General features: G+C 61.4%; 22 protein-coding genes. 2 read left to right on the top strand and 20 right to left on the bottom strand.

Annotated elements, in window-relative coordinates; translation table 11 throughout:
- Positions 1 to 27: 27 nt before the first annotated feature.
- Both gpJ and V5G24_RS10080 read right to left on the bottom strand, forming a co-directional pair.
- Positions 28 to 2,889, bottom strand: a complete 2,862-nt coding sequence (gene gpJ / locus V5G24_RS10085; protein ID WP_509292308.1) for a TipJ family phage tail tip protein — start codon at positions 2,887 to 2,889, stop codon at positions 28 to 30.
- Between the two features lie 14 nt (positions 2,890 to 2,903).
- On the bottom strand, positions 2,904 to 3,311 hold the full coding sequence (locus tag V5G24_RS10080) for a C40 family peptidase (protein ID WP_394085289.1): 408 nt from the start codon (positions 3,309 to 3,311) through the stop codon (positions 2,904 to 2,906).
- A gap of 40 nt (positions 3,312 to 3,351) precedes the next feature.
- Between V5G24_RS10080 and V5G24_RS10075 the strand changes: the two genes are divergently transcribed.
- Positions 3,352 to 3,633, top strand: a complete 282-nt coding sequence (locus V5G24_RS10075; RefSeq protein ID WP_394085288.1) for a hypothetical protein — start codon at positions 3,352 to 3,354, stop codon at positions 3,631 to 3,633.
- Between the two features lie 945 nt (positions 3,634 to 4,578).
- On the opposite strand, the gene V5G24_RS10070 is transcribed toward V5G24_RS10075, so the two are convergent.
- From V5G24_RS10070 to V5G24_RS10060, 3 genes are all read right to left on the bottom strand, one after another.
- The gene (locus V5G24_RS10070; protein WP_394085287.1) at positions 4,579 to 5,061 is read right to left on the bottom strand and encodes a hypothetical protein; all 483 of its coding nucleotides are present in this window, start codon (positions 5,059 to 5,061) and stop codon (positions 4,579 to 4,581) included.
- Positions 5,062 to 5,467: 406 nt separating this feature from the next.
- The gene (locus V5G24_RS10065; RefSeq protein ID WP_394085286.1) at positions 5,468 to 6,601 is read right to left on the bottom strand and encodes an ORF6N domain-containing protein; all 1,134 of its coding nucleotides are present in this window, start codon (positions 6,599 to 6,601) and stop codon (positions 5,468 to 5,470) included.
- The gene (locus V5G24_RS10060; RefSeq protein WP_394085284.1) at positions 6,601 to 6,786 is read right to left on the bottom strand and encodes a hypothetical protein; all 186 of its coding nucleotides are present in this window, start codon (positions 6,784 to 6,786) and stop codon (positions 6,601 to 6,603) included. The genes V5G24_RS10065 and V5G24_RS10060 overlap by 1 nt, the downstream gene beginning before the upstream one ends.
- A 334-nt stretch (positions 6,787 to 7,120) precedes the next feature.
- Between V5G24_RS10060 and V5G24_RS10055 the strand changes: the two genes are divergently transcribed.
- A complete protein-coding gene (locus tag V5G24_RS10055; RefSeq protein WP_394085283.1) occupies positions 7,121 to 7,546 on the top strand; it encodes a hypothetical protein in 426 nt (141 codons plus the stop codon).
- A 24-nt stretch (positions 7,547 to 7,570) separates the two neighbouring features.
- Here V5G24_RS10055 and V5G24_RS10050 read toward each other — a convergent pair whose 3' ends face one another.
- The 15 genes from V5G24_RS10050 to V5G24_RS09980 form a co-directional block, all read right to left on the bottom strand.
- Complete coding sequence (locus tag V5G24_RS10050) at positions 7,571 to 8,083, bottom strand: DUF1833 family protein (protein WP_394085282.1); 513 nt, start codon at positions 8,081 to 8,083, stop codon at positions 7,571 to 7,573.
- The gene (locus tag V5G24_RS10045; protein WP_394085281.1) at positions 8,080 to 8,511 is read right to left on the bottom strand and encodes a hypothetical protein; all 432 of its coding nucleotides are present in this window, start codon (positions 8,509 to 8,511) and stop codon (positions 8,080 to 8,082) included. Before V5G24_RS10045 ends, V5G24_RS10050 begins: the two co-directional genes overlap by 4 nt.
- Entirely contained in the window at positions 8,508 to 10,724 is a 2,217-nt protein-coding gene (locus V5G24_RS10040) for a phage tail length tape measure family protein (RefSeq protein ID WP_394085280.1), read from the bottom strand. Before V5G24_RS10040 ends, V5G24_RS10045 begins: the two co-directional genes overlap by 4 nt.
- Entirely contained in the window at positions 10,724 to 10,912 is a 189-nt protein-coding gene (locus tag V5G24_RS10035) for a phage tail assembly chaperone (protein WP_509292307.1), read from the bottom strand. The genes V5G24_RS10040 and V5G24_RS10035 overlap by 1 nt, the downstream gene beginning before the upstream one ends.
- Positions 10,913 to 11,070: 158 nt before the next feature.
- Positions 11,071 to 11,466 carry a hypothetical protein gene (locus V5G24_RS10030; RefSeq protein WP_394085279.1) on the bottom strand — a complete coding sequence of 132 codons (396 nt, stop codon included), beginning with the start codon at positions 11,464 to 11,466 and terminating at the stop codon, positions 11,071 to 11,073.
- A gap of 8 nt (positions 11,467 to 11,474) precedes the next feature.
- The gene (locus V5G24_RS10025; protein ID WP_394085278.1) at positions 11,475 to 11,963 is read right to left on the bottom strand and encodes a hypothetical protein; all 489 of its coding nucleotides are present in this window, start codon (positions 11,961 to 11,963) and stop codon (positions 11,475 to 11,477) included.
- 16 nt (positions 11,964 to 11,979) lie between these two features.
- The gene (locus V5G24_RS10020) at positions 11,980 to 12,399 is read right to left on the bottom strand and encodes a DUF4128 domain-containing protein (protein ID WP_394085277.1); all 420 of its coding nucleotides are present in this window, start codon (positions 12,397 to 12,399) and stop codon (positions 11,980 to 11,982) included.
- Between the two features lie 165 nt (positions 12,400 to 12,564).
- Positions 12,565 to 12,864: a hypothetical protein gene (locus V5G24_RS10015; RefSeq protein ID WP_394085276.1), complete on the bottom strand. Its 300-nt coding sequence runs from the start codon at positions 12,862 to 12,864 to the stop codon at positions 12,565 to 12,567.
- Between the two features lie 140 nt (positions 12,865 to 13,004).
- Positions 13,005 to 14,003, bottom strand: coding sequence for a phage minor head protein (locus V5G24_RS10010; protein WP_509292306.1), 999 nt, complete (start codon positions 14,001 to 14,003; stop codon positions 13,005 to 13,007).
- Between the two features lie 26 nt (positions 14,004 to 14,029).
- Positions 14,030 to 14,425 (bottom strand): hypothetical protein, encoded by a 396-nt coding sequence (locus tag V5G24_RS10005; RefSeq protein ID WP_394085274.1) that lies wholly within the window; start codon positions 14,423 to 14,425, stop codon positions 14,030 to 14,032.
- Positions 14,422 to 14,796 carry a hypothetical protein gene (locus tag V5G24_RS10000; protein WP_394085273.1) on the bottom strand — a complete coding sequence of 125 codons (375 nt, stop codon included), beginning with the start codon at positions 14,794 to 14,796 and terminating at the stop codon, positions 14,422 to 14,424. The genes V5G24_RS10005 and V5G24_RS10000 overlap by 4 nt, the downstream gene beginning before the upstream one ends.
- Positions 14,796 to 15,311 carry a DnaT-like ssDNA-binding protein gene (locus V5G24_RS09995; RefSeq protein WP_394085272.1) on the bottom strand — a complete coding sequence of 172 codons (516 nt, stop codon included), beginning with the start codon at positions 15,309 to 15,311 and terminating at the stop codon, positions 14,796 to 14,798. The genes V5G24_RS10000 and V5G24_RS09995 overlap by 1 nt, the downstream gene beginning before the upstream one ends.
- A gap of 2 nt (positions 15,312 to 15,313) precedes the next feature.
- Positions 15,314 to 15,634 carry a hypothetical protein gene (locus tag V5G24_RS09990; RefSeq protein ID WP_394085271.1) on the bottom strand — a complete coding sequence of 107 codons (321 nt, stop codon included), beginning with the start codon at positions 15,632 to 15,634 and terminating at the stop codon, positions 15,314 to 15,316.
- Positions 15,635 to 15,679: 45 nt separating this feature from the next.
- On the bottom strand, positions 15,680 to 16,852 hold the full coding sequence (locus V5G24_RS09985; RefSeq protein ID WP_394085270.1) for a major capsid protein: 1,173 nt from the start codon (positions 16,850 to 16,852) through the stop codon (positions 15,680 to 15,682).
- A 113-nt stretch (positions 16,853 to 16,965) separates the two neighbouring features.
- The gene (locus V5G24_RS09980) at positions 16,966 to 17,757 is read right to left on the bottom strand and encodes a DUF6651 domain-containing protein (RefSeq protein WP_394085269.1); all 792 of its coding nucleotides are present in this window, start codon (positions 17,755 to 17,757) and stop codon (positions 16,966 to 16,968) included.
- Between the last annotated feature and the right edge of the window lie 53 nt (positions 17,758 to 17,810).

The following is a 17,810-nucleotide window of genomic DNA, read 5'->3' as shown; positions in this document are numbered from 1 at the left end:
GGGGTACTCTCTCAGATGTGAGGAGGATCAGGCCGTGACGGTGATCAGGACCGGGGTTCCAAGGTCGCCCGCACCAGTCACGGTGACAGCGCCGAACGTGTAGCTTTCAGTGGGCGCCAGAGGCGGCGGGACGCTCATGTCCCAGGGGCTGACGATCAGCACGCCGGTGTGCAGCGGCTCCAAATCATCCCAGGCCAGGCTGGTACCGGAGCCGTAACGGATCTTGATCCCGGCGGCTTCGTCCATGCCGTCTGCCAAGGTCTCAAACGCCCATTCGTAGAGCCACGTGCTGCCGTTCCACGCCGCGGAGAACGTATCCACGTCCTGGATTGTCGGGTCGGTTGCTCCAACCTCATGCGTGACCGTGGCGGAATATGCGGAGGAGATCGCGGACGCGCTTGTGGCCCGCGCCGATAGGTCGATATCATCGCCCTTGGCATAGCCGGTGATATAGGCCCCGCCGTCGCCTGCGGAGATCGTGACCGGGCCGGACCAGGAGCCCGCACCCGTGAGCCGGTGTCGGATGTCGTAGGAGACCGGGACCACGATGCCGGAGCCTGGTATGACACCAACTACGACGGCATCCGCGCCGGCCAGGACGCCAGAGACGACGCTGGAGATGACCGGGACGCCAGGCGCGACCGTGCTCGGATCGAGTTCCGTGCCCACGCGTCCGTTCCAGGCCGGCGGGGTGTCCGCATCGGTCAGGGTCTGGATTTGCGGGGCGTGATCGACATAGGTGAGCTTCGCGGTCAGATCGTCACCAACCTCGACGCCCTTCACAATGAGATCGAAGGTTTCCTGCGAGGAAAGTCCGAAGAACGCAAGGTCTCCAACCTCAGGCATCGCCCCGGAACCCGTCAGGCGGATTGTCTGCGTCGTGCCTGGTCCGGTATAGACGCTCCTTAGGACAGACGTTCCATCCGAAAGCCGGAAGCGGCAGGCATATCCCAACCCGGCTTCCATGGTCACGAGCTCGTCCAACTCGACGAAATCATCGACCACGAATTTGACGCGGGCCGCGATCTGCGTCCGGTCGAGAACGTCGTGGCTCAATTTCACCAGATCGCCCCTGGTGACCACGAGGTGCTCGAAGTCCTGATAGGCCTCATAGGTGTCGGCGCGGTGCTGGAGCTCGTAGAACCGGCGGCGCGCCTCTTTCCAAATCAGGTCAGGATTGGTGATGCCAGGAAGCGAAAGCTCCTCTGTCACCTGCGGATCGCCCACAAATCCAGGGCGCGGGACAACGCGCTCGGCATCCACGTAGCCGAAGGTTTCATCCTTGAATTTCACGCGGAAGGCATCCGGGAGCCGAACGAAGGACCGGCTGCCCTTGAATCCCCAGGAGTTGCGGGGGGACACGTGGCCCCGCACAATATCCTGGATCTGATCAATCACGACGCCCCATTTGGAGCCCCGGTCCTGCGGGACGGCCCGGCCGGCGGCGGCGATATCCCCCAGCACATCGCCCACTGAAGCCTCGTAATCGTGCACGCGATCGTAGGTCAGGCCTTTGTCATCACAAAATTCGTGCCAGTCCTCAAGCGCATCCATTTCCGATGTCGAAAAGGGATATGCGATGGCGTTGCCTGTGAGGACGTGGCGAAAATGAGCGGCGGGATTACGCGTCTCTCGCGTCACCCACGCCTGCGTTCCGGTGTCCCAATCGGGCAGGATCGAGCAGGCTTCCGCGTTGAAGGAATCCAGCATCCCGTTTAGCTGGTCGGTGGCTTTGATCCGAACGGCTACGAGTGCCATGGGCTTGTCGAAATTGAGCGGATATTCCGGCCGATAGGAGCGGAGCGCGGTCCAATCCGAGCGGCCCGTTGCCTGGAGGATGGTGGTCGTATCGAAGTCGATCGTCTGCCGCGCGGTCTCCACCTCATATTGCCCACGCGCGGGAAATGTCCCGCTATAGGACCGGGAGAAGGGCTGCTGGGCAATGCCAACCACCACCATGGGCGGCTCGGTGGTCCACGCATCGTCGCTGCCCGCCGGACGATAGCGAATGCCGATCTGCACGACAGCCGGGATCTTGGCGCCAGATTTATTGACCGCGAACAATCCCTGACCGAACCCAATATCCACTGTATATTTTGTCACATCGGATGCGGTAACGCGGACATACGGATCACTATCCGCGCGGACGTTGATCGACAGCGCGTCCTCGATCACCTGCTGAGGGTAGAGGCTTAGCGGGTCATCGTCTGGATACCCTTCGCGAACTTCAATTTCAACGCCCACGAATTCATCGATCGGTGTATCCCCGATCTTGAAATTTCGCAGCGCGAGCGGGCCGTAGCCGAAATTAAACGAAGCTATGACATAGCGATCGTTGCCGATCACCTCTGTATAAGGTGTGGCGGCATAAACCGGGGCGTAGCGCATTTCCCCAAGAAGGCGGGGGACGACACCATCGGGGTTGGCGACGTTCTTAAGCCCCTGGATCGAATAGGTTGGGCTGCTGGCTGTTTTGTCGATGCTGTCTTGCCGGATCGGCACGAGGGCGTTGACGAGGATGTTGCCGGCGATAGCGGTGCCGGCGGCAGCGATGGTCGCACCGATGGAGCCTTGCGCTAGAGCACCCCCTAATCCGAGCGACGTACCGAGGGGCGCAAGTGCGCCACCAGACACAGCCGCCGCCGCAATCACCACCGCAATCATGAGGGCGCTGCGCAAGAGCCCGTTATCACCAGGGATCAAGCGCACGATCACCTGTGCACCCTCCCTCGGAGTCACGCGGTGCCACACGGCCTGCTCGATCACATGATCGCCAATGGTCACGCGCACAGCCGCGCGGCGCGCCTCCTCAGGCACGGCAATCGCGACAATCTCGCCAATGGTGGCGCCAGCCGGGACGCACAGCGACACGCGCTGCGCAACGTCCAAGCCAGGGAGAAGCATTACTGACATTGCGATATGTGCCTGTAAAATCCGAGGAGGCGGGGCTTCCAGCGGCCATCGCGGTAGGATTCAACCCGGCTCTCGATCCCGGAAGAGACGTGGAGCATCAGCCCCTTGCGGACCACCAATCCGACATGCAGCGGATCGCCCATCGCCCTAAACATGGCGACGTCGAATTCCTGTTCTTCGGTGACCGCGCGCCAATCCGCTCCGGCGCTGGCCTCGTGCATGGCGGCAGCGATTTCCCGCCGCTCCGCCACGCTGGCATAGCGCTCCGTGTAGCTGGGCAGCGCGACGCCGCGGACTTCCTCGAACACCAGGCGCACAAGCCCCCAGCAATCGAGCCCGCTGCGGTCGCGGCCAAGCCCATGGAAAGGCAGGCCGATAAAGGCCGTGCTCCAATGCATGGTATGCTCAACCCCTCAGAAGCTTGAGAGGGGGAAGGCCATGGCCAAGAGAGAGATCAATGATCCGCAGATGAAGGCTCTCTTCATGGAGGTCGCGGCGACGAAGTTGATCCTTCGGGCGCTCGTCGAAAGCGCTCTCCCTGAGGACCAAGCCGAGGCTTGGGAGGAGATCGAAGGGCTTGTGGGCCGCATTGAAACCATCGCGAAGGCGAGCGTCATTTCTGGGATGGAATCCCAGTCGTCCCAATTGATGATGAAGGTAGCCACGGAGACCGCCTCGACCTTTGTTCGCGCGATCGGGCCTAAGCCCAAGAAGCAGTGAGCGCTTCATAGTGGCCTCCTTTGGTGATTGGACAATGTGATGTGAGGTTGCGTAAGGTCGCCGCTCGCGACTGGGGGGGCCGACATGCCGAAACGCGTTATGATTTTAGTGTTGGCCCTTGGGCTGTCGGCGTGTGCCTATTCACCTAGGTCATCTGCCCCAATCGCATCCCTTACCTCACCACAAGGGGTAGATGATGAAGCGAGATGCATTATCCAAAAGTTGAACGCATTGCCTGGGAATAGCATCGGCAGGATGGCGCCGGTAACACACGCGCTTTCAACTACCGATCCTGTAAGGGTCTATGAAATAGCCCCGCAACAAACGCTCGTGTCCGGCGGCGAACTCTATTTCGTTCGGTTAACTAAAGAGGATGGCGGAACCCGCGTCGAGTTGTTTGCCCCCGTTGGGGCGGCAGATATCACATCTGCCGTCAAGTCTTGTCCTTAAGAAAATATATTTCTCAAAGGCAGATCGCCGGGGAATGATGTTATGCGCGCCAAGTGGATTATACCGCTCGCATGGATGATACTTGTTACCGCAGCTCATTCAGAGCCAGACATGATAAGTAGCACGACAACTCCTAAGATATTGTCGGCGTTCCGCGGTTACGCTTTAAGGCGCGATTACAATTGCCCCGTGGCAAAAGTCGTCGCACATTACCCGCCTGACGAGTACGGCGACGTATTTCGCCTTTTCTGTAAGACAAACCCGGAAACAGATGACGTTCTGGATTTCCGCATTACGATCACACCTAAGGGGAACTACATCGTTCGAAAGTGGTGAATATAGTTTCGGTCAGCCATTCTTGTATGCTCCCGCCATCGGGTGGCTCATTCGGGCATGAAAAAGCCGCCCGAAGGCGGCTTTGGTTGGTGTGAATGGTATCAGAAGTGGACACTAAAAAGGCGGCTATGAAGCCGCCTTAAAGTTAGTCCTATACCCCTACTCCGCCGCACGCATCGGCGGATGATCCAAGGGTAATTCAGGCGGCCCGACTGCTGGCATGAGGTCATTGTTTTCCTCAATCCGCAGCATCCGCACATCGCTAACAGCGGCAGCGAACCAAGGGCATGTCTTTGATACGTCTTGCACAGCCAGGACGCACCTTACCGGGTCCACATTCTCGTCACCGAAATAGACGCTACCCTGCTGCCGCGTGAAGCCGTGTCGCGCCAGGACCCGTCCGATGTCCGCGTAGCCGTTCTCCCACGAATCGTTGTGGTACATATTCTTCAGCGTCTCTGTGTCCAGATCAAAACAGATTGCGTACACGCGCTTCCCCCACACCGGACGGTTGGAAATGTAGCGCGGCTCAGCATTGATGTCTGGACGATTGGCCATAAATGGCCTTCGTTTCGCCCGCGTTTTCATTGCGATCCCCATCGCCGTTTGATGCAGGAGAACGCGAAATAACAGCGCGGTCAAGGCGACATGGTGTCAAATGGTACCATTGTGAGAATGATCGGCGCGATAGGGCCGCCACCGTTTCCGCTGGCGAGCCCCCGTTTCCTGTGGCCGGCTCGATTTTGAACGGCTCAAAATTAATGACTTAACCTGACTGGGGGGCAGGTTATTGTGGGATTTTCCCACGATAACCTCCAAATGCTCAATGAATTCAAAGGACGCGGGCAGGCGCTGCCATTGAGCTGGCGCCTTTGATAATGTGCCCCTCAGCCATATTATGCATGTCGGCCACAGCAGCGATGAAGTCGGTACCCTCTCCACCGCGCTCGGAGGCGATCAGAGCGTTGTGAGAAATTCCCACAACGCTCATGAGGTGATCAATCTGGGAATTTCCCAGGATGAAATGGATGATCCCTGATCAGGCTCCTCAGGCGCCGATCGGATTCGATGCCACCAGCACCGGACGCGGGCGCGCCACGCGTACTTCCGTCACCTTGCCAAGAATGACGCAGGTGCGTTCAACGGGCATCGGTTGTTTCCTGCCCGGCACATATTCGGGGATCGGAGAGGTCAGCGCCCCACGGGCGCCGAGCATAAATTTGGCATTGCCCCGGCGGTCTGGGGTATCCACACAGACCGCCCCCACGCTCGTCACCACGACGGCAGGTCCGCCGTCTTCGACCGCGATATCCGACGTGTCGAACATCACGAGCTTCCCATCAAGAATGATGACCCCGGCTCCTTCCGGCATATCCTGAGGCAGGTAGCGTTCAGCGGCGATGCGGGAGAGTGCAAGACGGCCCTGCCCTTTCCGCTCCGCGATCTTCATCTCGACAGCGGCCTTGCCGCCGTTCTTCAAATAGGCATCGGCCCGGTCGGGATCGAACAGCCGATAATAGGCCATGCCGCTGTGCCCATTCCCTTCGACGCGGCACCCCGCCTGCTCAAGGCGATTGCCAAACCATTTGGCGAGGTTCTTCGGCGCATCGGTGAACCCGGCCGCTGAGAGGATTTCACCAGCCGACTTGCCGGGGCGGTACACGCCGGGGACGCCGGGAGACACAATGGCGGTCAGCGCAGTCATGGCCTGCACCAGCGTGGCGATGTCCTTACCCTGTTCCGTGACCTTGTGGGACAACTGGCGGGCGATGCCGTCCGTGCGGCGGATTTCCTCCAGCACGTCCGGGGCGAGGGAGGCGATCTGCTCCACCATAAAGTAGCGGTCGATCATCTCGCCCTGGACCTCCCAGGCGCGATCATCGCTCATGGGCTTGACGAGTTTGAGGTAGCCTCGGCGGGTGATGAGAATCACGGAGGCTGGCGTACCCCCCTGCGGGCGTGAAAAACCAAGCGTACGTATTTCGTCCGGTTGGTTCAGCGTAACGAAGTCCTCGCCCTCCACGAATCGAGCCCGGTGCTCATTGAAGGTGCGGCGCCCCGTGCCATCAGGCCGCTTGTGGATCTCGTCCACCATGGCGAACGTGACGACGGGATCTCCCTTATAGAGCACCTGCTGGACGTCGGTGCCGGCGATGGAGACCATGAGTGGCTTGCTATTCATCACGCGTCCTCCCTCACCTTGGCAGCGACGCCGCCGGTCAGAACCGGAAGCTTCGGGTTGGCCTTCACCAGCGCGGGGCTGGACGGGGGCGTGATCAGAAGACCCTTCAACAGCATGACGCCAAAGGCGGCGGCATCTTCGGGACGGCGGCGAGATGTGGTAGGCTGGTTCTTAGCCTGGTCCATGGAAGCACTCCTTCCGTAGGCTGGTTAGGGCCGATGTGGAAGTTCCCGCTTCCCATCGGCCTGCTACTTTGATATCAAAAACGCATGCCAGACGCAATAGATAATATCAAAGTATCAAAATCGGGGCGCCCTAAGGCGAACACGGAGCCGGTGATGGTTCGCCTTCCATCGGCACTATTGGCGCGCATCGATGAGTGGCGCGCCAAGCAACGCCCAATCCCAACACGCCCCGCTGCGATCCGTGCTTTTGTGGAGGCCGGGCTGCACTTAATGGGAGACTCCTCTAAAGGGTGATACGCAGGTAGCCTGCGGCCTCATTAGTTGGGAGGAGCGCTTGACCTGCACCCGTAAGCCATATCGTCTTTTATTGGGATGTGCTGTTCTAATCCCGCTTGTCCATGGCACAGCTTGGTCAGACCCCGCGACGCGCGCTGCCGCAGAACAGGCCGCCAGAAAAATGGTGGAAGACGCCTCCGTTTACCTCGGCATCGCGTATCTCTGCGAGAACGCGCTTGGTTCATCCCATTATTATGCCGCGCTGGCATCGTTGGAAGCGGTCGCCATCATAGGCGGTAAATCTGCCGATGATGCTGCAATCCTTGCCGACAGCGTGGCCACAGCCATAAAGAGCGACGTAAAAAAGAAGGCCCCCTTATCCAAGGCAAGCGCTTGCCTAGATAGGATGCTTGCAGCTCAGGCAAGCCTTCGCGTTTCAACCGCAAAATTCAAGAAGGCCGCTGCCGCAGATTCAACTAAATAGACGCTTGTATTGCCAGCCCAGACCCTACCGATGCAGGCCAGGGAACCGCGCTTTCGTCATCCGATCACAGGGCCACGGCTCCGAGGCGACGGGCTCTCGTGAGATTTCCATGGAGATCTGCCCCGCGTCGTAATCCACGCGCCCGCCGTTCAGCCCGGTAAATTCCACCTCAACCGCATCGGGACTTGAGGCCATCACGACATAGAGACTCACGGTCGCGACTTTGAACGGGGACATGCTCCGCAGCACCGCAACCTGGCCCTGGTCCACGTTCTCAAACACGATGGTCGTGCGCGGGGGCGAGCCCTCTTGATCGTCCGGAAGGTTCGCGCTCATTAGCGCAAACTGATAGGTGTTCCCGTTGCTCACCGTCCCAAATATCAGGGGTTCAATCGACAGCGTTTCGGTGTAATCTGCGGAGAGCCGAACAGGTTCCGGCAAGTCCTCGTGCTCGATCACCACCAGGGTGATGGGCGTTGCGCCGGTGGCCGGCTTGTTCATTTCCTTGCGGGCGGCAAGCGAGATGTTCCGGCTCATGGCATCACCATCAAGTCAAAAGACACGCGGAAGCGGTAGGGGTCTCTGTCAATGGCATTCGGCGTCGGCACGCTGTCTCCGAACTTAACCAGCCACCACGATGTGGTCAGGATCGGATGCCCGTCCGCGTCCAGCAGAGAAAACCCACCATCGGTGAGAATGCCCTGGCCATCCCCCGTCTGCGCGGGGATGAAGAATGGCAGCGTCCCGCCGTCCGTCTCTTCGTTCCAAAACCGTTCCAGCCGGAACTTTTCGTCCATCGTCACAACGATGCCGGCGGCAACTTGCTTGATGCCAATGCCCCGGCGGCGGGTTTTCGATGGCCCCTTCTCCATAGGCCGGGACAAGCGTCCATCCGGGAGACTTTCGGAATACCCATCCCGCAACACGCGCTGCGGCAGATCGGCGGGCCAATAAGGGATGCTCATCGGCGCGCCGTCCTGACATTGGCCCCATACTGAGAGCGCAAGACCCTCTGCGGTTCTGACCCGGTGCGGGAGAGCGTGCGGGCCACCTGCTTCTCCAGGTAGATGTCCACCCGCTGCCCGTCCTCGGACGTTTCCGTGCGCGTCTCCGCAGGAGCCCCATAGATGTTGATCAGCGGCGCGGCAGGAGCGTTGGAGTTTGATGCCGCCGGGGTTCGCGCGAACGTCCCGACATAGCCCCCGTCGCGATAGCCCTTGGCTTGGCGGTGCATGGCTTCCAGGTTGTTGACGCCAATCGCCCGCGTGGCCGCAGCCGAGAAGACGTATTCCTTGCCATGCACGATGCCCGCGGCCTTGGAGACCGGGCCGTCGCCGGTGTACCCTCCGGACGAAAGGCCGATGCTGGCGCCGGTCGTCGCACCAACCGTGCCCCCGCCTCCTAGGCCGGAGAACAGGGAGGACAACAGCCCCCCAATCCCGCCGCCCCCGTTCGATCCTGCCCCGCTTCCTGCCTTCCCGACATTGAACAGGGAATCGACCAATTCGCCTTCAAGCTTCGAGACGATCTTATCGACGACATTGCTTACGGCATTGCCGAACGCCTGCATGACGCTCTGCCCGCTCTGCAAGCCCTGGCGGAAGTCGGAGAGGAATCCCTTAGTCGCGTCCTTGGCGAAGTCGAACGCTTCCTTCACCTTTTTCGCAGCGGTTTCGACTTCTGCCATGGTGGCGGCCTTGGCCATCAGTTCGGCGCGCTGGGCTGCGGACAGGGTGATGTCGGCTTGCTGCGCCTGGTTCAACAGATCCTGCTCATAGCGCAGTCGCGACGCGGCCTCTTCGGTCAACCCGAGCCCCGCGGCTTCTGCCTGGAGGGAGGCTATGCGGCGATCTGCACCGGCGATGATGCCCGCATACTTGTCCTTGGCGGTGCGGCCGGACTTCTTGTCGGCGTCATCCACCTCAAGCAGCCCCTTGGCGAGTTCCTTAAGCTTGGCGGCAGCGGCCGTGGCCCCCGTCGCCGCGGCGGAAGTCAGCCCACCAAGATAGTCCCTGGAAAGGTCTGCCTGTTGCCCTTGCGCGCGCAGCGCTCCGGCTTTATCCGCCGCGGCGGCAGACGGGTTCGCCAAGCGGTTGAAGCTGACGGCTCCAACCTCCGGGAGCGTCGGAGCGCCGATCTTCTCCAAACCGGTATTCGCGGTGCGGATGAAGGCGTTTAGGAGTTCGCCCCCTTTGTTTATCATGGTCTCCATGGCGCTGAGAACAGCATTCGCCGTTCCGATTGCCGCAGCCCCCATGATGGTCGGGAAGGTATTCCAAAGGAACTTGATATCGTTGAAGGCCGCGACGAATGCGCCTATGATGTAATTCACTCCGCGCTTGACTTCTGCGACGATATCCACGCCGAAAATCTTGGCGAGTTCCTTTTGGAACACAGCCGCAGCGGTGACCGCCACAGCCACGCCAGCCACAAAGGCTAGTGCGGGATTCGCCGCAGCCATGGCGATGGCCGCGGCACCGGCTGCGAGCGCCAGGCGGGCCATCAGCGCGACGAGTTGCACCGCGCCAGCGATGATCTGCGGGGCGAACATCACCGCAAGCGCCGCGCCCGCCACCGCGGCATAAGGCGCGATCTTTACGATGACGGAGGCGAGTGCGTTCAGGACAGCCGCGCCAACCTTCGCCCACTCGATCATCTGAAGGCCAGCTGCAACGAGCGCCACAAGCGTGATGATCAGGAGGCTCAAGGGTGAGAACACAGACACGAACGCCTGCCCAAGCGCCTGGACGGCGCCGGCCGCCCCAAGCGGACCCAAAGCCGCGGAAATCTGCGTACCCTGCTGTAGAGCGATCTGAAGCGGGTTCATGGACATTGCGGCCGTTACGCCGATGTCTTGGAACTGCGCTGCGAGGTTCGCCGTGGGAAGATACGCCGCCTTCTGCACCTTGGCATTGTCGTTCACGGCGCCGGCGAGGCGCGCGCTGGCATTTGCCGCCCGTGTTGCGGCGGATGCCTGTTCGTCATAGGCGCGGGATGCGGCAGCGGCGGCATTGGAGGCCCCGCCAGCAGATTTGCCCGCGGCAGCATAGGCGGATTCGAGCGCGCTCGCGGCGCCCTCCGCCTTCTTCGCCGATGTCGAAAGCTTGTCGAGAGAGCGCGCGCCCTTTTCGACGTCTGCGCTATCGATCGCGAGCCCAAGCGTGGCAACGTCAGCCATTATTTCCCTGCCTCCCGCTTGGATTGCGCGTCGAGTTCGATGGAAAGCGCGCCCCGGAATGACGCGTCCATCGCGAAGATGATCATTGCCTCGTCTCGGGTGATGATTTCACCAGAAACGGCGCACCAAGACGCCAGATAGTCGGGGCTGATTGGAGCACATCCATTGAATGAGTCGGGCCGGCCCATGGAAAGGCGGTAGAACCATTCAAGGATGTGTTCGCCATATTCTGGCGTGGCATCTGGCGGATTGAGTTCGGGGCTTCCGAACTTGATGTTGCGCTGCCGACGCGTCTCGCCCTTGCTATCCGGCGTGTCGTAGCGCGCCTTTTCTGCGACGAAAGCGCTTAGTCTTTCGCCGAGCCGGTCGAAAAATTTGCGAGGTTGTTCGTCGCCTCGCTCACCTGCGCGTAGATCCAGTCTTCCGCTTCCAGGATTTCAGCCGCCTTCTTGAGCGAATATTCGGGCGCTTCGCCCTTGTAGCTGTTCCCGCCCCAATCCCATGAGGCGATGGAGGCCGCGACCTTCTCCACCTCATGCTTGATCAGGGTGTCCCCCTTGACCAGCTTGCCCCGCTGAGACCGCTCCGTGCGTTCGTCGAGATGCTTGCGCACGATCTTCTTCACTTCGTCGGACGATGCCGACCGCAGATTGAAGACGATGCCGAGCGGGGCTTCCGTCGTGGGGTGCTTCAGATGAAGCGGGAACAGCGACTCGTGGCTGAAAAGAGATGCGATATCCATGCTGGGCCTCACGGAATCACGGTGGGATCGACGACGACATCACGCTGGTTCATGGCGAGCGTGAACTGTTCGAGGATGAAGTCCTCAACCCCACCGCCGGGCTTGCGCGGGCCGGTCACGAGGCCGCAATTGTACATGATGGTGTTGGTGTAGCCCGCGCTGGGAGCGTCGGCATATTCCACCTTGAACGCATAGTCATAGCCGGTCAGGGCCGCCGCGCGCATCGCCGTCTGTCCGGCGTCGTCGTAGACTCGTGCGACTTCGATGGTCCAATCGCCGCCGTTCGTCACACCCTTGCCCTTCTGCGAAACGTCGGTGTCGAGGGTGTCGTAGTTCACGATGTTGGTATCGGTGCCCATGTCGCTGATCTGCCCAACCTTCTTGACCTGGACCCACGTCAGGGCGGCGAAGGCGGCGGCGTCGAGAGGAAGGGCCGTCTGCGGCGCGGTGCAGACATAGAGCTTTGCTCCCGCCTGCGTGTCGGGTTTTCCAACCATTGGTGTCTCCTGGGATTTAGACGAATGCTTGCCAGCGCACCGTTACTGGCGTGCGCAGGTATGGAGGGTCTTGGAGCGGAGCCGAGACCGAAGGCTTATCGGGGACGCGAACCTTGAATGAGGCGCCGTAGAGCGTGGTGCCCTTCGCAAAGTGGCTGGCGATCTTGCCTGCGAGATCGAGAGGCGCGCTTCCGCCCCTCCCACGCGCTGAAACCAGGGTGATTTGCATCAAGCCCCGATGCATCGTCTCGTCGTCATTGGCGAGATACAGATCCACGTTGGTGTTCGGCAGATATGCGATTTCCAGCCAATCGCCCGATGCGGGAGGTGTGAAGTCCACGTTCGGATAGGCGACAGGGAGCGCCGGGGTATTTGTGAAGCTCGCCACCCGCGCCATAAGAAGGTCGTGGATTAGCGCTTCCGCGAATGTCGGCATGCCGCTATCCTGTTCCGATGCAGTTGAGCGATGACGAAGCACACAACCGGCTTGTTGCGGCGCGTGAGGCGCTGGGAGACGATGCCGGGGCATCCGTCCCCGCTAACACCGCGTTGGAGGCCGCCAGGAAGACCCTGGTGCTGCTACAGGTTGCGCTCGTTGCGGCTATGGAGCGCGCCGGCTCTTCAGGCGAGCCACCACAGCGTTGACGATCTGCGGCCATTTCTGCGCGGCCAACCCAACGAACTGCCGCGGCGCGCGGCCCCTCGATCCGTAATTGACGTGGCCGGCATAATTGGCGCCATAGCTCGCAGTGATCGTGTCCCCTAGCGCCGCCCCTGCAATCACAAGGTCGGTGGCTGGCGCCGTGAATGAGCCGCCTGGGTTCGCGCGATCGAGCGGCACGGCCGGGGTATTGATCCCTACCTGCAAGGAGGCGCGAAGGAACCCCGTATCCACCGGCATGTTCCCCCCTGCTCCTACAGGCTTCTGCATCTCCGAGATGACGTCAGACGCGCTCTCACGGAAGACCGCCGTCAAGCGCTGGTCCGTCTCCCGCGTCCATGCATCGACTTGAGCCGCGAAAGAAAGCCGGTTCACAGCCATCAAAGCACCTCGGCTAGGAAATCCATCTTGACGTCCACGTGGCAGCGGCAAGCCACAATCTCACGGGCCGGCGCGTTCGGATCGCCGGGATATCGCAGGCGAGCACCCGAAGGGCTCACGAAGATGCCTCGAAACGGAACCTTCTGCCCGTTCAGCACCGTGTGTGTGTGGCGCACCTTGTTGTCGCCGGCCGAACGCCAAATCTTCGTGACGACGCGTTCTTCGACCTGCCCTTTGGCAATTGCTTGGGACCACGCCTCGTCCTGCGCCTGGTGTAATGACGTCATCGCTTCCGTGCGGCCAATGGTTTCGGCGCGATAGAGGACGGCACGGTTTTTGTATGTCTGCACCATCTTGTCGATGGACGCGGCGGGGATCGGTTCCCCGTTGCGGATTGCTTTTTCCACAGAGCGGTCAAAGCGCTTGTCCCGCAGGCTCATGCCGAGGGCTTCGCGCATCTGCACGGGATCGCCGGAGCGCAGCCGCTCGGAATAGGACCGGACCCACTCCTCTTGAGAGGATGTGAGCCCGATAAGCCCGCCCTCGCGCCGGCCGGTGGCCTTGTTGATCTTCCCCGCGATGTCCAGCGCCACGGTGCGCGGGTTCTGCCCCGCCTCCATCCCAGCGGTCAGACGCTGTCGGAGCATGGTCCGCGTGTCCTCGACGATCTCAGTAACGCGCTGCGAGCTATGGTCAGAGAGCCACGCTTCGGCCGCAGGATTGCGCACGTCGAACAGCACTTTCAGGACGTGCCCGCTTGCCTCTCTCAGTGCGGGGATAGAGCCCGATGCATTTGCCCCGCCGGCCTCGAAAGCCTGGGCAAGCGAGGCGTCCAATCCACGCAACAATACCGGATCGAGGTTCACGGCCCGAATGGCCCCGTCCACGTCCCCGCGCTCCAGCATGGTCACGAGCAACTCGACCTGCACGCGGTCCCGCATGGCATAGACCGCGTCGAGAAAGGCTCGGCGCAATTGAGGCGTCCAGTCCTCAATCAACTTGTCAATCGATCGGTTAGACGCCATCACTTCAAGCCAGTGGCAATGCCGCGTGTATCGGCATAAGCTTTGCAAATCTCCATGACGATGTTCTGCATCGCATAGGCCTCAAATTCATGAGATGGGCGGTCTTCACCGATGTCGTTTTTGATCGCCTGCCAGACGTGAGCCGCTTCATGGGTCACGAGTCCAAGCACGCCGATTGGATCATCCTTGTGGTCGATCCGCTCCGAAATGGTCACGATGACGCAAAGCTTGCCGGCCTTGGTGTTTTCGAATGTCGTGCATCGTCCGTCAGACGTTGGATACGGTTCGGCAGCACCGAGGCGCTTCATTTCCTTTTTCCAAGCCCGCTTCGAAGGGCAGAACCCGAAATAGGTCGGAAGCCAACCGCGATCACACCACACCACCTCGTGCTTCACACGCGCCCCCTGCACATCCAAACCGCCGTCGCTGGATCGGTCGTGACTGCGGGCTGAGATCCGCCGTCAGAAACCAGCGTCAACGTCGCGCCCTGGATCGTGATGCGGTCGCCTTCCTGCGGCGTCACAGCGAGCGTGGACGCCAGAATGAGGATCTTGCGATCTGCGCCTGCCACAAGCCCTCCAGCCCGCTGGTAGCTGCTCCAGGCGTCGTTGAGGCCCTTGCAGGCATATTCCGTTGTGGTGATTGTTCCAGGCGTCCAGGCGTTCGCGCCGGCCGCGGCAACATCGCGCGCAAGAACAGCGTCGAAGAACACCCCGGAAAGCGCCTTACCGATTGTCTTGGGGAGGCCGATAAGAGGTGACGCCATCAGCCCCTCACCGCCCGCCCCGAATAGGGCGATTGAGCCACAAGGAGTGAGCCCAACACATTGTCGATGGTCGTGAACAGCGTCCCCGCGATGGAGTTCGCGCCGTATTCGATCTCAACCGATCCGGCCTGGATGCGCTTGATCGCCCCGCCGCGCTCAAGATCGGGCGCGAGGATTCCGGGTTCCGTCAATTCGCGCTGCGCCGCCTCGCATGTGGCTGCGATAATCTCGCTCGGGACGGCATCGTGAGCCACAGCCCAACCGGCATTATCGCAGGCGCCAGAGCGAGGCCATTCGAGAGCCTGCAACCGGCCTTGCAGACGTTCCCCCGGAAACCGGCTGCGATACCGCGCATCCACCCACATGGTGGCGCGCCGAACGGCCTTCTCTCGGTCCTCGATCACGAATTGTGCATCAAGGGGATAGCGCGCCGCGAAATAGCTGTCGAAGCCGGCCACAGACACATAGGCATCGGCGTTCGCCAGTCCTGCGCCCGTCTCCACCACAAGTGTCATGATCAGCCCTCAGCCCGTCGCGCAACTTCCGCCGCGATCACAGCGTCGGCCACATCGACCGGCTTCTGGCCATCGGCCGGCGCAAGAGCACGGTCGCCGGTCAGCTTCTCGGCAAGCGCCATGCGCTGCTTCCAGTGGAGCGACTGCCAGTCGGCGGGGATGCCGATCATGGGCGGCGCAACGATAGGCGCCGGTTCGGCCGCATCGCTCGCGAAAAGAACATGCTTGTCCGGATCGAAGTCGGATTCGTTGATGAGGCAGAACCCATCTGGGAGGTTCGCCTTGACCCGCACGGTGGGGCATGTTCCGGACATATCGATCATCCTTCAGAAGAGGCCGGGCGAGACGAGCCCGCCCGGCTATTTGGATCAGGCGCCGATCAGCACGCCGGCAAAGCGCGGCATGACCATCTTCACGCCCCACGCGAGGTTGACCTCGTAGCGGACCTGGCGCTTCTGCTTGTAGACGCAGAACTCGTAGGCGATCCCGCTGATGGGATCAGTCAGGATCATCACGTCGTCCGCGGCATCCCCTTCATCGGGCATGGCCGGCGCGCGGGTGGCGAGCTGGATGGCCGAGCGGTGGAAGAACATGTTGCGGGTGGTGGCGGCAATGGTCGTGATGACCGTCGCAGAGGCGGGGATGGCAACGCGAAGGCCGGGCTCAGCGATCACGATAGAGCCGCCGCCGGACACGTCCGTATCGCCGGTGACCACCAGATACTTGTTGGTGTCGCCCGCAAACGTGATGATGTCACCCGCGATGATCGTGCCGGTTCCCGCCGATCCGAGAGCGATAGTCGTTGCTCCGACTGCGAACCCCGCGTTGGTCGTGGCCGCAGAGCCGTTGTTGGTGCCCGCGGTCACAGCAGTCTTGACCTGACCAGAGTTGTGGATGTCCCACCCCTCGACCATGCCGATGACGCCGCGGCGCAGCATGTCGTCGGTGCCGGCTTCGTTCGCCTTGAAAAGCACAGACTGCTTGCCGCGGATGTTGGCGACGGCAGAGCCGCCGAGCACCATCTGAAGGTCGGACTGCGGAACGCCGTTTTCGTCGAGAATACGCCGGGTCTGGGCAAAGTCGGAGAAGTCGCCGGCCGTACCGAACGGGGTCGCATTGTACGTGCCGTAGGCGCGGCTCGCGTAGATGTGCAGCGCCGCAAGATCCGCCTCGACCTCGTTGGTGAGAGTCCGAAGTGCCTGGGAGATACGATCCCGATTGATGGTCGCCAGAGACTGATTGACGCTCAGAGCATCTTCCCCGGTGATACCGAAGGAGACGGAACGCGCCCTGCTGATCGTCATGTCCACGTAGGCGATCGTCTGATCAGGGGCGGACGCAGCCACGTTATCGACCGTCAGATTTTCAGCGGCCATGGCGCCGACGATCGGAGAGCGGATGGTCTGGTTGAGGGCCGCGCGCTCCGCAGAAGCGTCCTTGGACACGGCGGGGATGAACCCAACCTGCTCACGGGCCACGCGGTCGAAGGCTTCATAGATGGTGGGCACGAGGCCCGTAAGGGTCGTGGTGGTAGCGGCCAATGTGGCCTCCTATAGATGGGGAATGATGAAAGGGGCGATTGCTTGCTTGGGCTATCCGGCCCGGTCACCGCGCCCCATCCAGGGCGCCGGCATCTTGGCGCGCGATGCGCCAGTTACGCGTCGGTCAGGGTGAATCCGTCACGGATCTTCGATGCCCGGTCGGAAGGTCCGAGCCGCTCGAATTCCCCGCGAGTGATCGTCTTTGCGCCAGGCGCGCCGCCGGTGCCGGGCTTCTGCCCGCCGCCACTCGCGCCGCTGCCCTTCAGGATCGCATCCTTGTGAGCATATCCGCCGATGATGGTTTCCAGCGCCTCGTCGAAGTCTGCGAGTTCGCCGGGCTTGGACAGGGAATAGATCTGGTTTCCCGCCGCGTCGTAGGCGACAGTCTTGCCGTCCTCGACCTTGAAGCGGGAGCCGAACTGCGCCTGAAGAAGATCGGCCGGAATGGCGACCTTTTCGGCGATGAACTTGGATCGGCTGAACGCGCCGCCGATCTTCTCTCCGTAGAGGTCTTGCTTCAGCTTGTCGCGCTCGGATTCAAGCGCCTTCAGTTGTTCCGCGCTGGCCTTGGCATTGGCGGCCACCTGGTCTTGCGCGGCCTTGGCGGCAGCGGCTTTGACCTCTTCCATCTTGCCGGCCGTGACGAGTTCGCCGGCATGGAGGTTCTCGACGGTTTTCAGCGCCTTGCGGGCCGCTTCAGCGTCTTCGATGCCATCGAAGGCCTTGAGCTTCGCCTCGAAGGATTCCTTGGCTTCGCGATGACCCTTGGCCTCGGAATTCAGCCGGGTGATCGTGGCGACCGTGGTCGGAGCGTCGAACGCGACCTCCTTGCCGTCCGCGTGCACGTACACAGGCTTCCCATCGCTGACCACAACGTGGCCATCGGAATCTAGTTTCAGTCGCATGTGGACCTCTGGGCATCCGCCCTATGGAAGAGCCATCCGGCTCGTTGCGCCCT

The sequence above is a fragment of the Roseixanthobacter finlandensis genome, from assembly GCF_043195105.2.
In the GTDB taxonomy this organism is placed as follows: domain Bacteria; phylum Pseudomonadota; class Alphaproteobacteria; order Rhizobiales; family Xanthobacteraceae; genus NCEH01.
Note: the sequence above shows the minus strand (reverse complement) of the source record. Positions and strands in the feature narration are given on the sequence as shown.

What these genes read in the sequence shown, in the direction of transcription:
- V5G24_RS09990 (WP_394085271.1), bottom strand. Translation starts at nt 15,634, where the DNA reads ATGATCGATATGTCCGGAACATGCCCCACCGTGCGGGTCAAGGCGAAC.
- V5G24_RS10065 (WP_394085286.1), bottom strand. Translation starts at nt 6,601, where the DNA reads ATGAATAGCAAGCCACTCATGGTCTCCATCGCCGGCACCGACGTCCAG.
- V5G24_RS09980 (WP_394085269.1), bottom strand. Translation starts at nt 17,757, where the DNA reads ATGCGACTGAAACTAGATTCCGATGGCCACGTTGTGGTCAGCGATGGG.
- V5G24_RS10000 (WP_394085273.1), bottom strand. Translation starts at nt 14,796, where the DNA reads ATGGCGTCACCTCTTATCGGCCTCCCCAAGACAATCGGTAAGGCGCTT.
- V5G24_RS10060 (WP_394085284.1), bottom strand. Translation starts at nt 6,786, where the DNA reads ATGGACCAGGCTAAGAACCAGCCTACCACATCTCGCCGCCGTCCCGAA.
- V5G24_RS10040 (WP_394085280.1), bottom strand. Translation starts at nt 10,724, where the DNA reads ATGGCTGACGTTGCCACGCTTGGGCTCGCGATCGATAGCGCAGACGTC.
- V5G24_RS10050 (WP_394085282.1), bottom strand. Translation starts at nt 8,083, where the DNA reads ATGAGCCGGAACATCTCGCTTGCCGCCCGCAAGGAAATGAACAAGCCG.
- V5G24_RS10035 (WP_509292307.1), bottom strand. Translation starts at nt 10,912, where the DNA reads ATGGGCCGGCCCGACTCATTCAATGGATGTGCTCCAATCAGCCCCGAC.
- V5G24_RS09995 (WP_394085272.1), bottom strand. Translation starts at nt 15,311, where the DNA reads ATGACACTTGTGGTGGAGACGGGCGCAGGACTGGCGAACGCCGATGCC.
- V5G24_RS10045 (WP_394085281.1), bottom strand. Translation starts at nt 8,511, where the DNA reads ATGAGCATCCCTTATTGGCCCGCCGATCTGCCGCAGCGCGTGTTGCGG.
- V5G24_RS10020 (WP_394085277.1), bottom strand. Translation starts at nt 12,399, where the DNA reads ATGCCGACATTCGCGGAAGCGCTAATCCACGACCTTCTTATGGCGCGG.
- V5G24_RS10025 (WP_394085278.1), bottom strand. Translation starts at nt 11,963, where the DNA reads ATGGTTGGAAAACCCGACACGCAGGCGGGAGCAAAGCTCTATGTCTGC.
- V5G24_RS10075 (WP_394085288.1), top strand. Translation starts at nt 3,352, where the DNA reads ATGGCCAAGAGAGAGATCAATGATCCGCAGATGAAGGCTCTCTTCATG.
- V5G24_RS10015 (WP_394085276.1), bottom strand. Translation starts at nt 12,864, where the DNA reads ATGCCGGTGGATACGGGGTTCCTTCGCGCCTCCTTGCAGGTAGGGATC.
- V5G24_RS10080 (WP_394085289.1), bottom strand. Translation starts at nt 3,311, where the DNA reads ATGCATTGGAGCACGGCCTTTATCGGCCTGCCTTTCCATGGGCTTGGC.
- V5G24_RS10030 (WP_394085279.1), bottom strand. Translation starts at nt 11,466, where the DNA reads ATGGATATCGCATCTCTTTTCAGCCACGAGTCGCTGTTCCCGCTTCAT.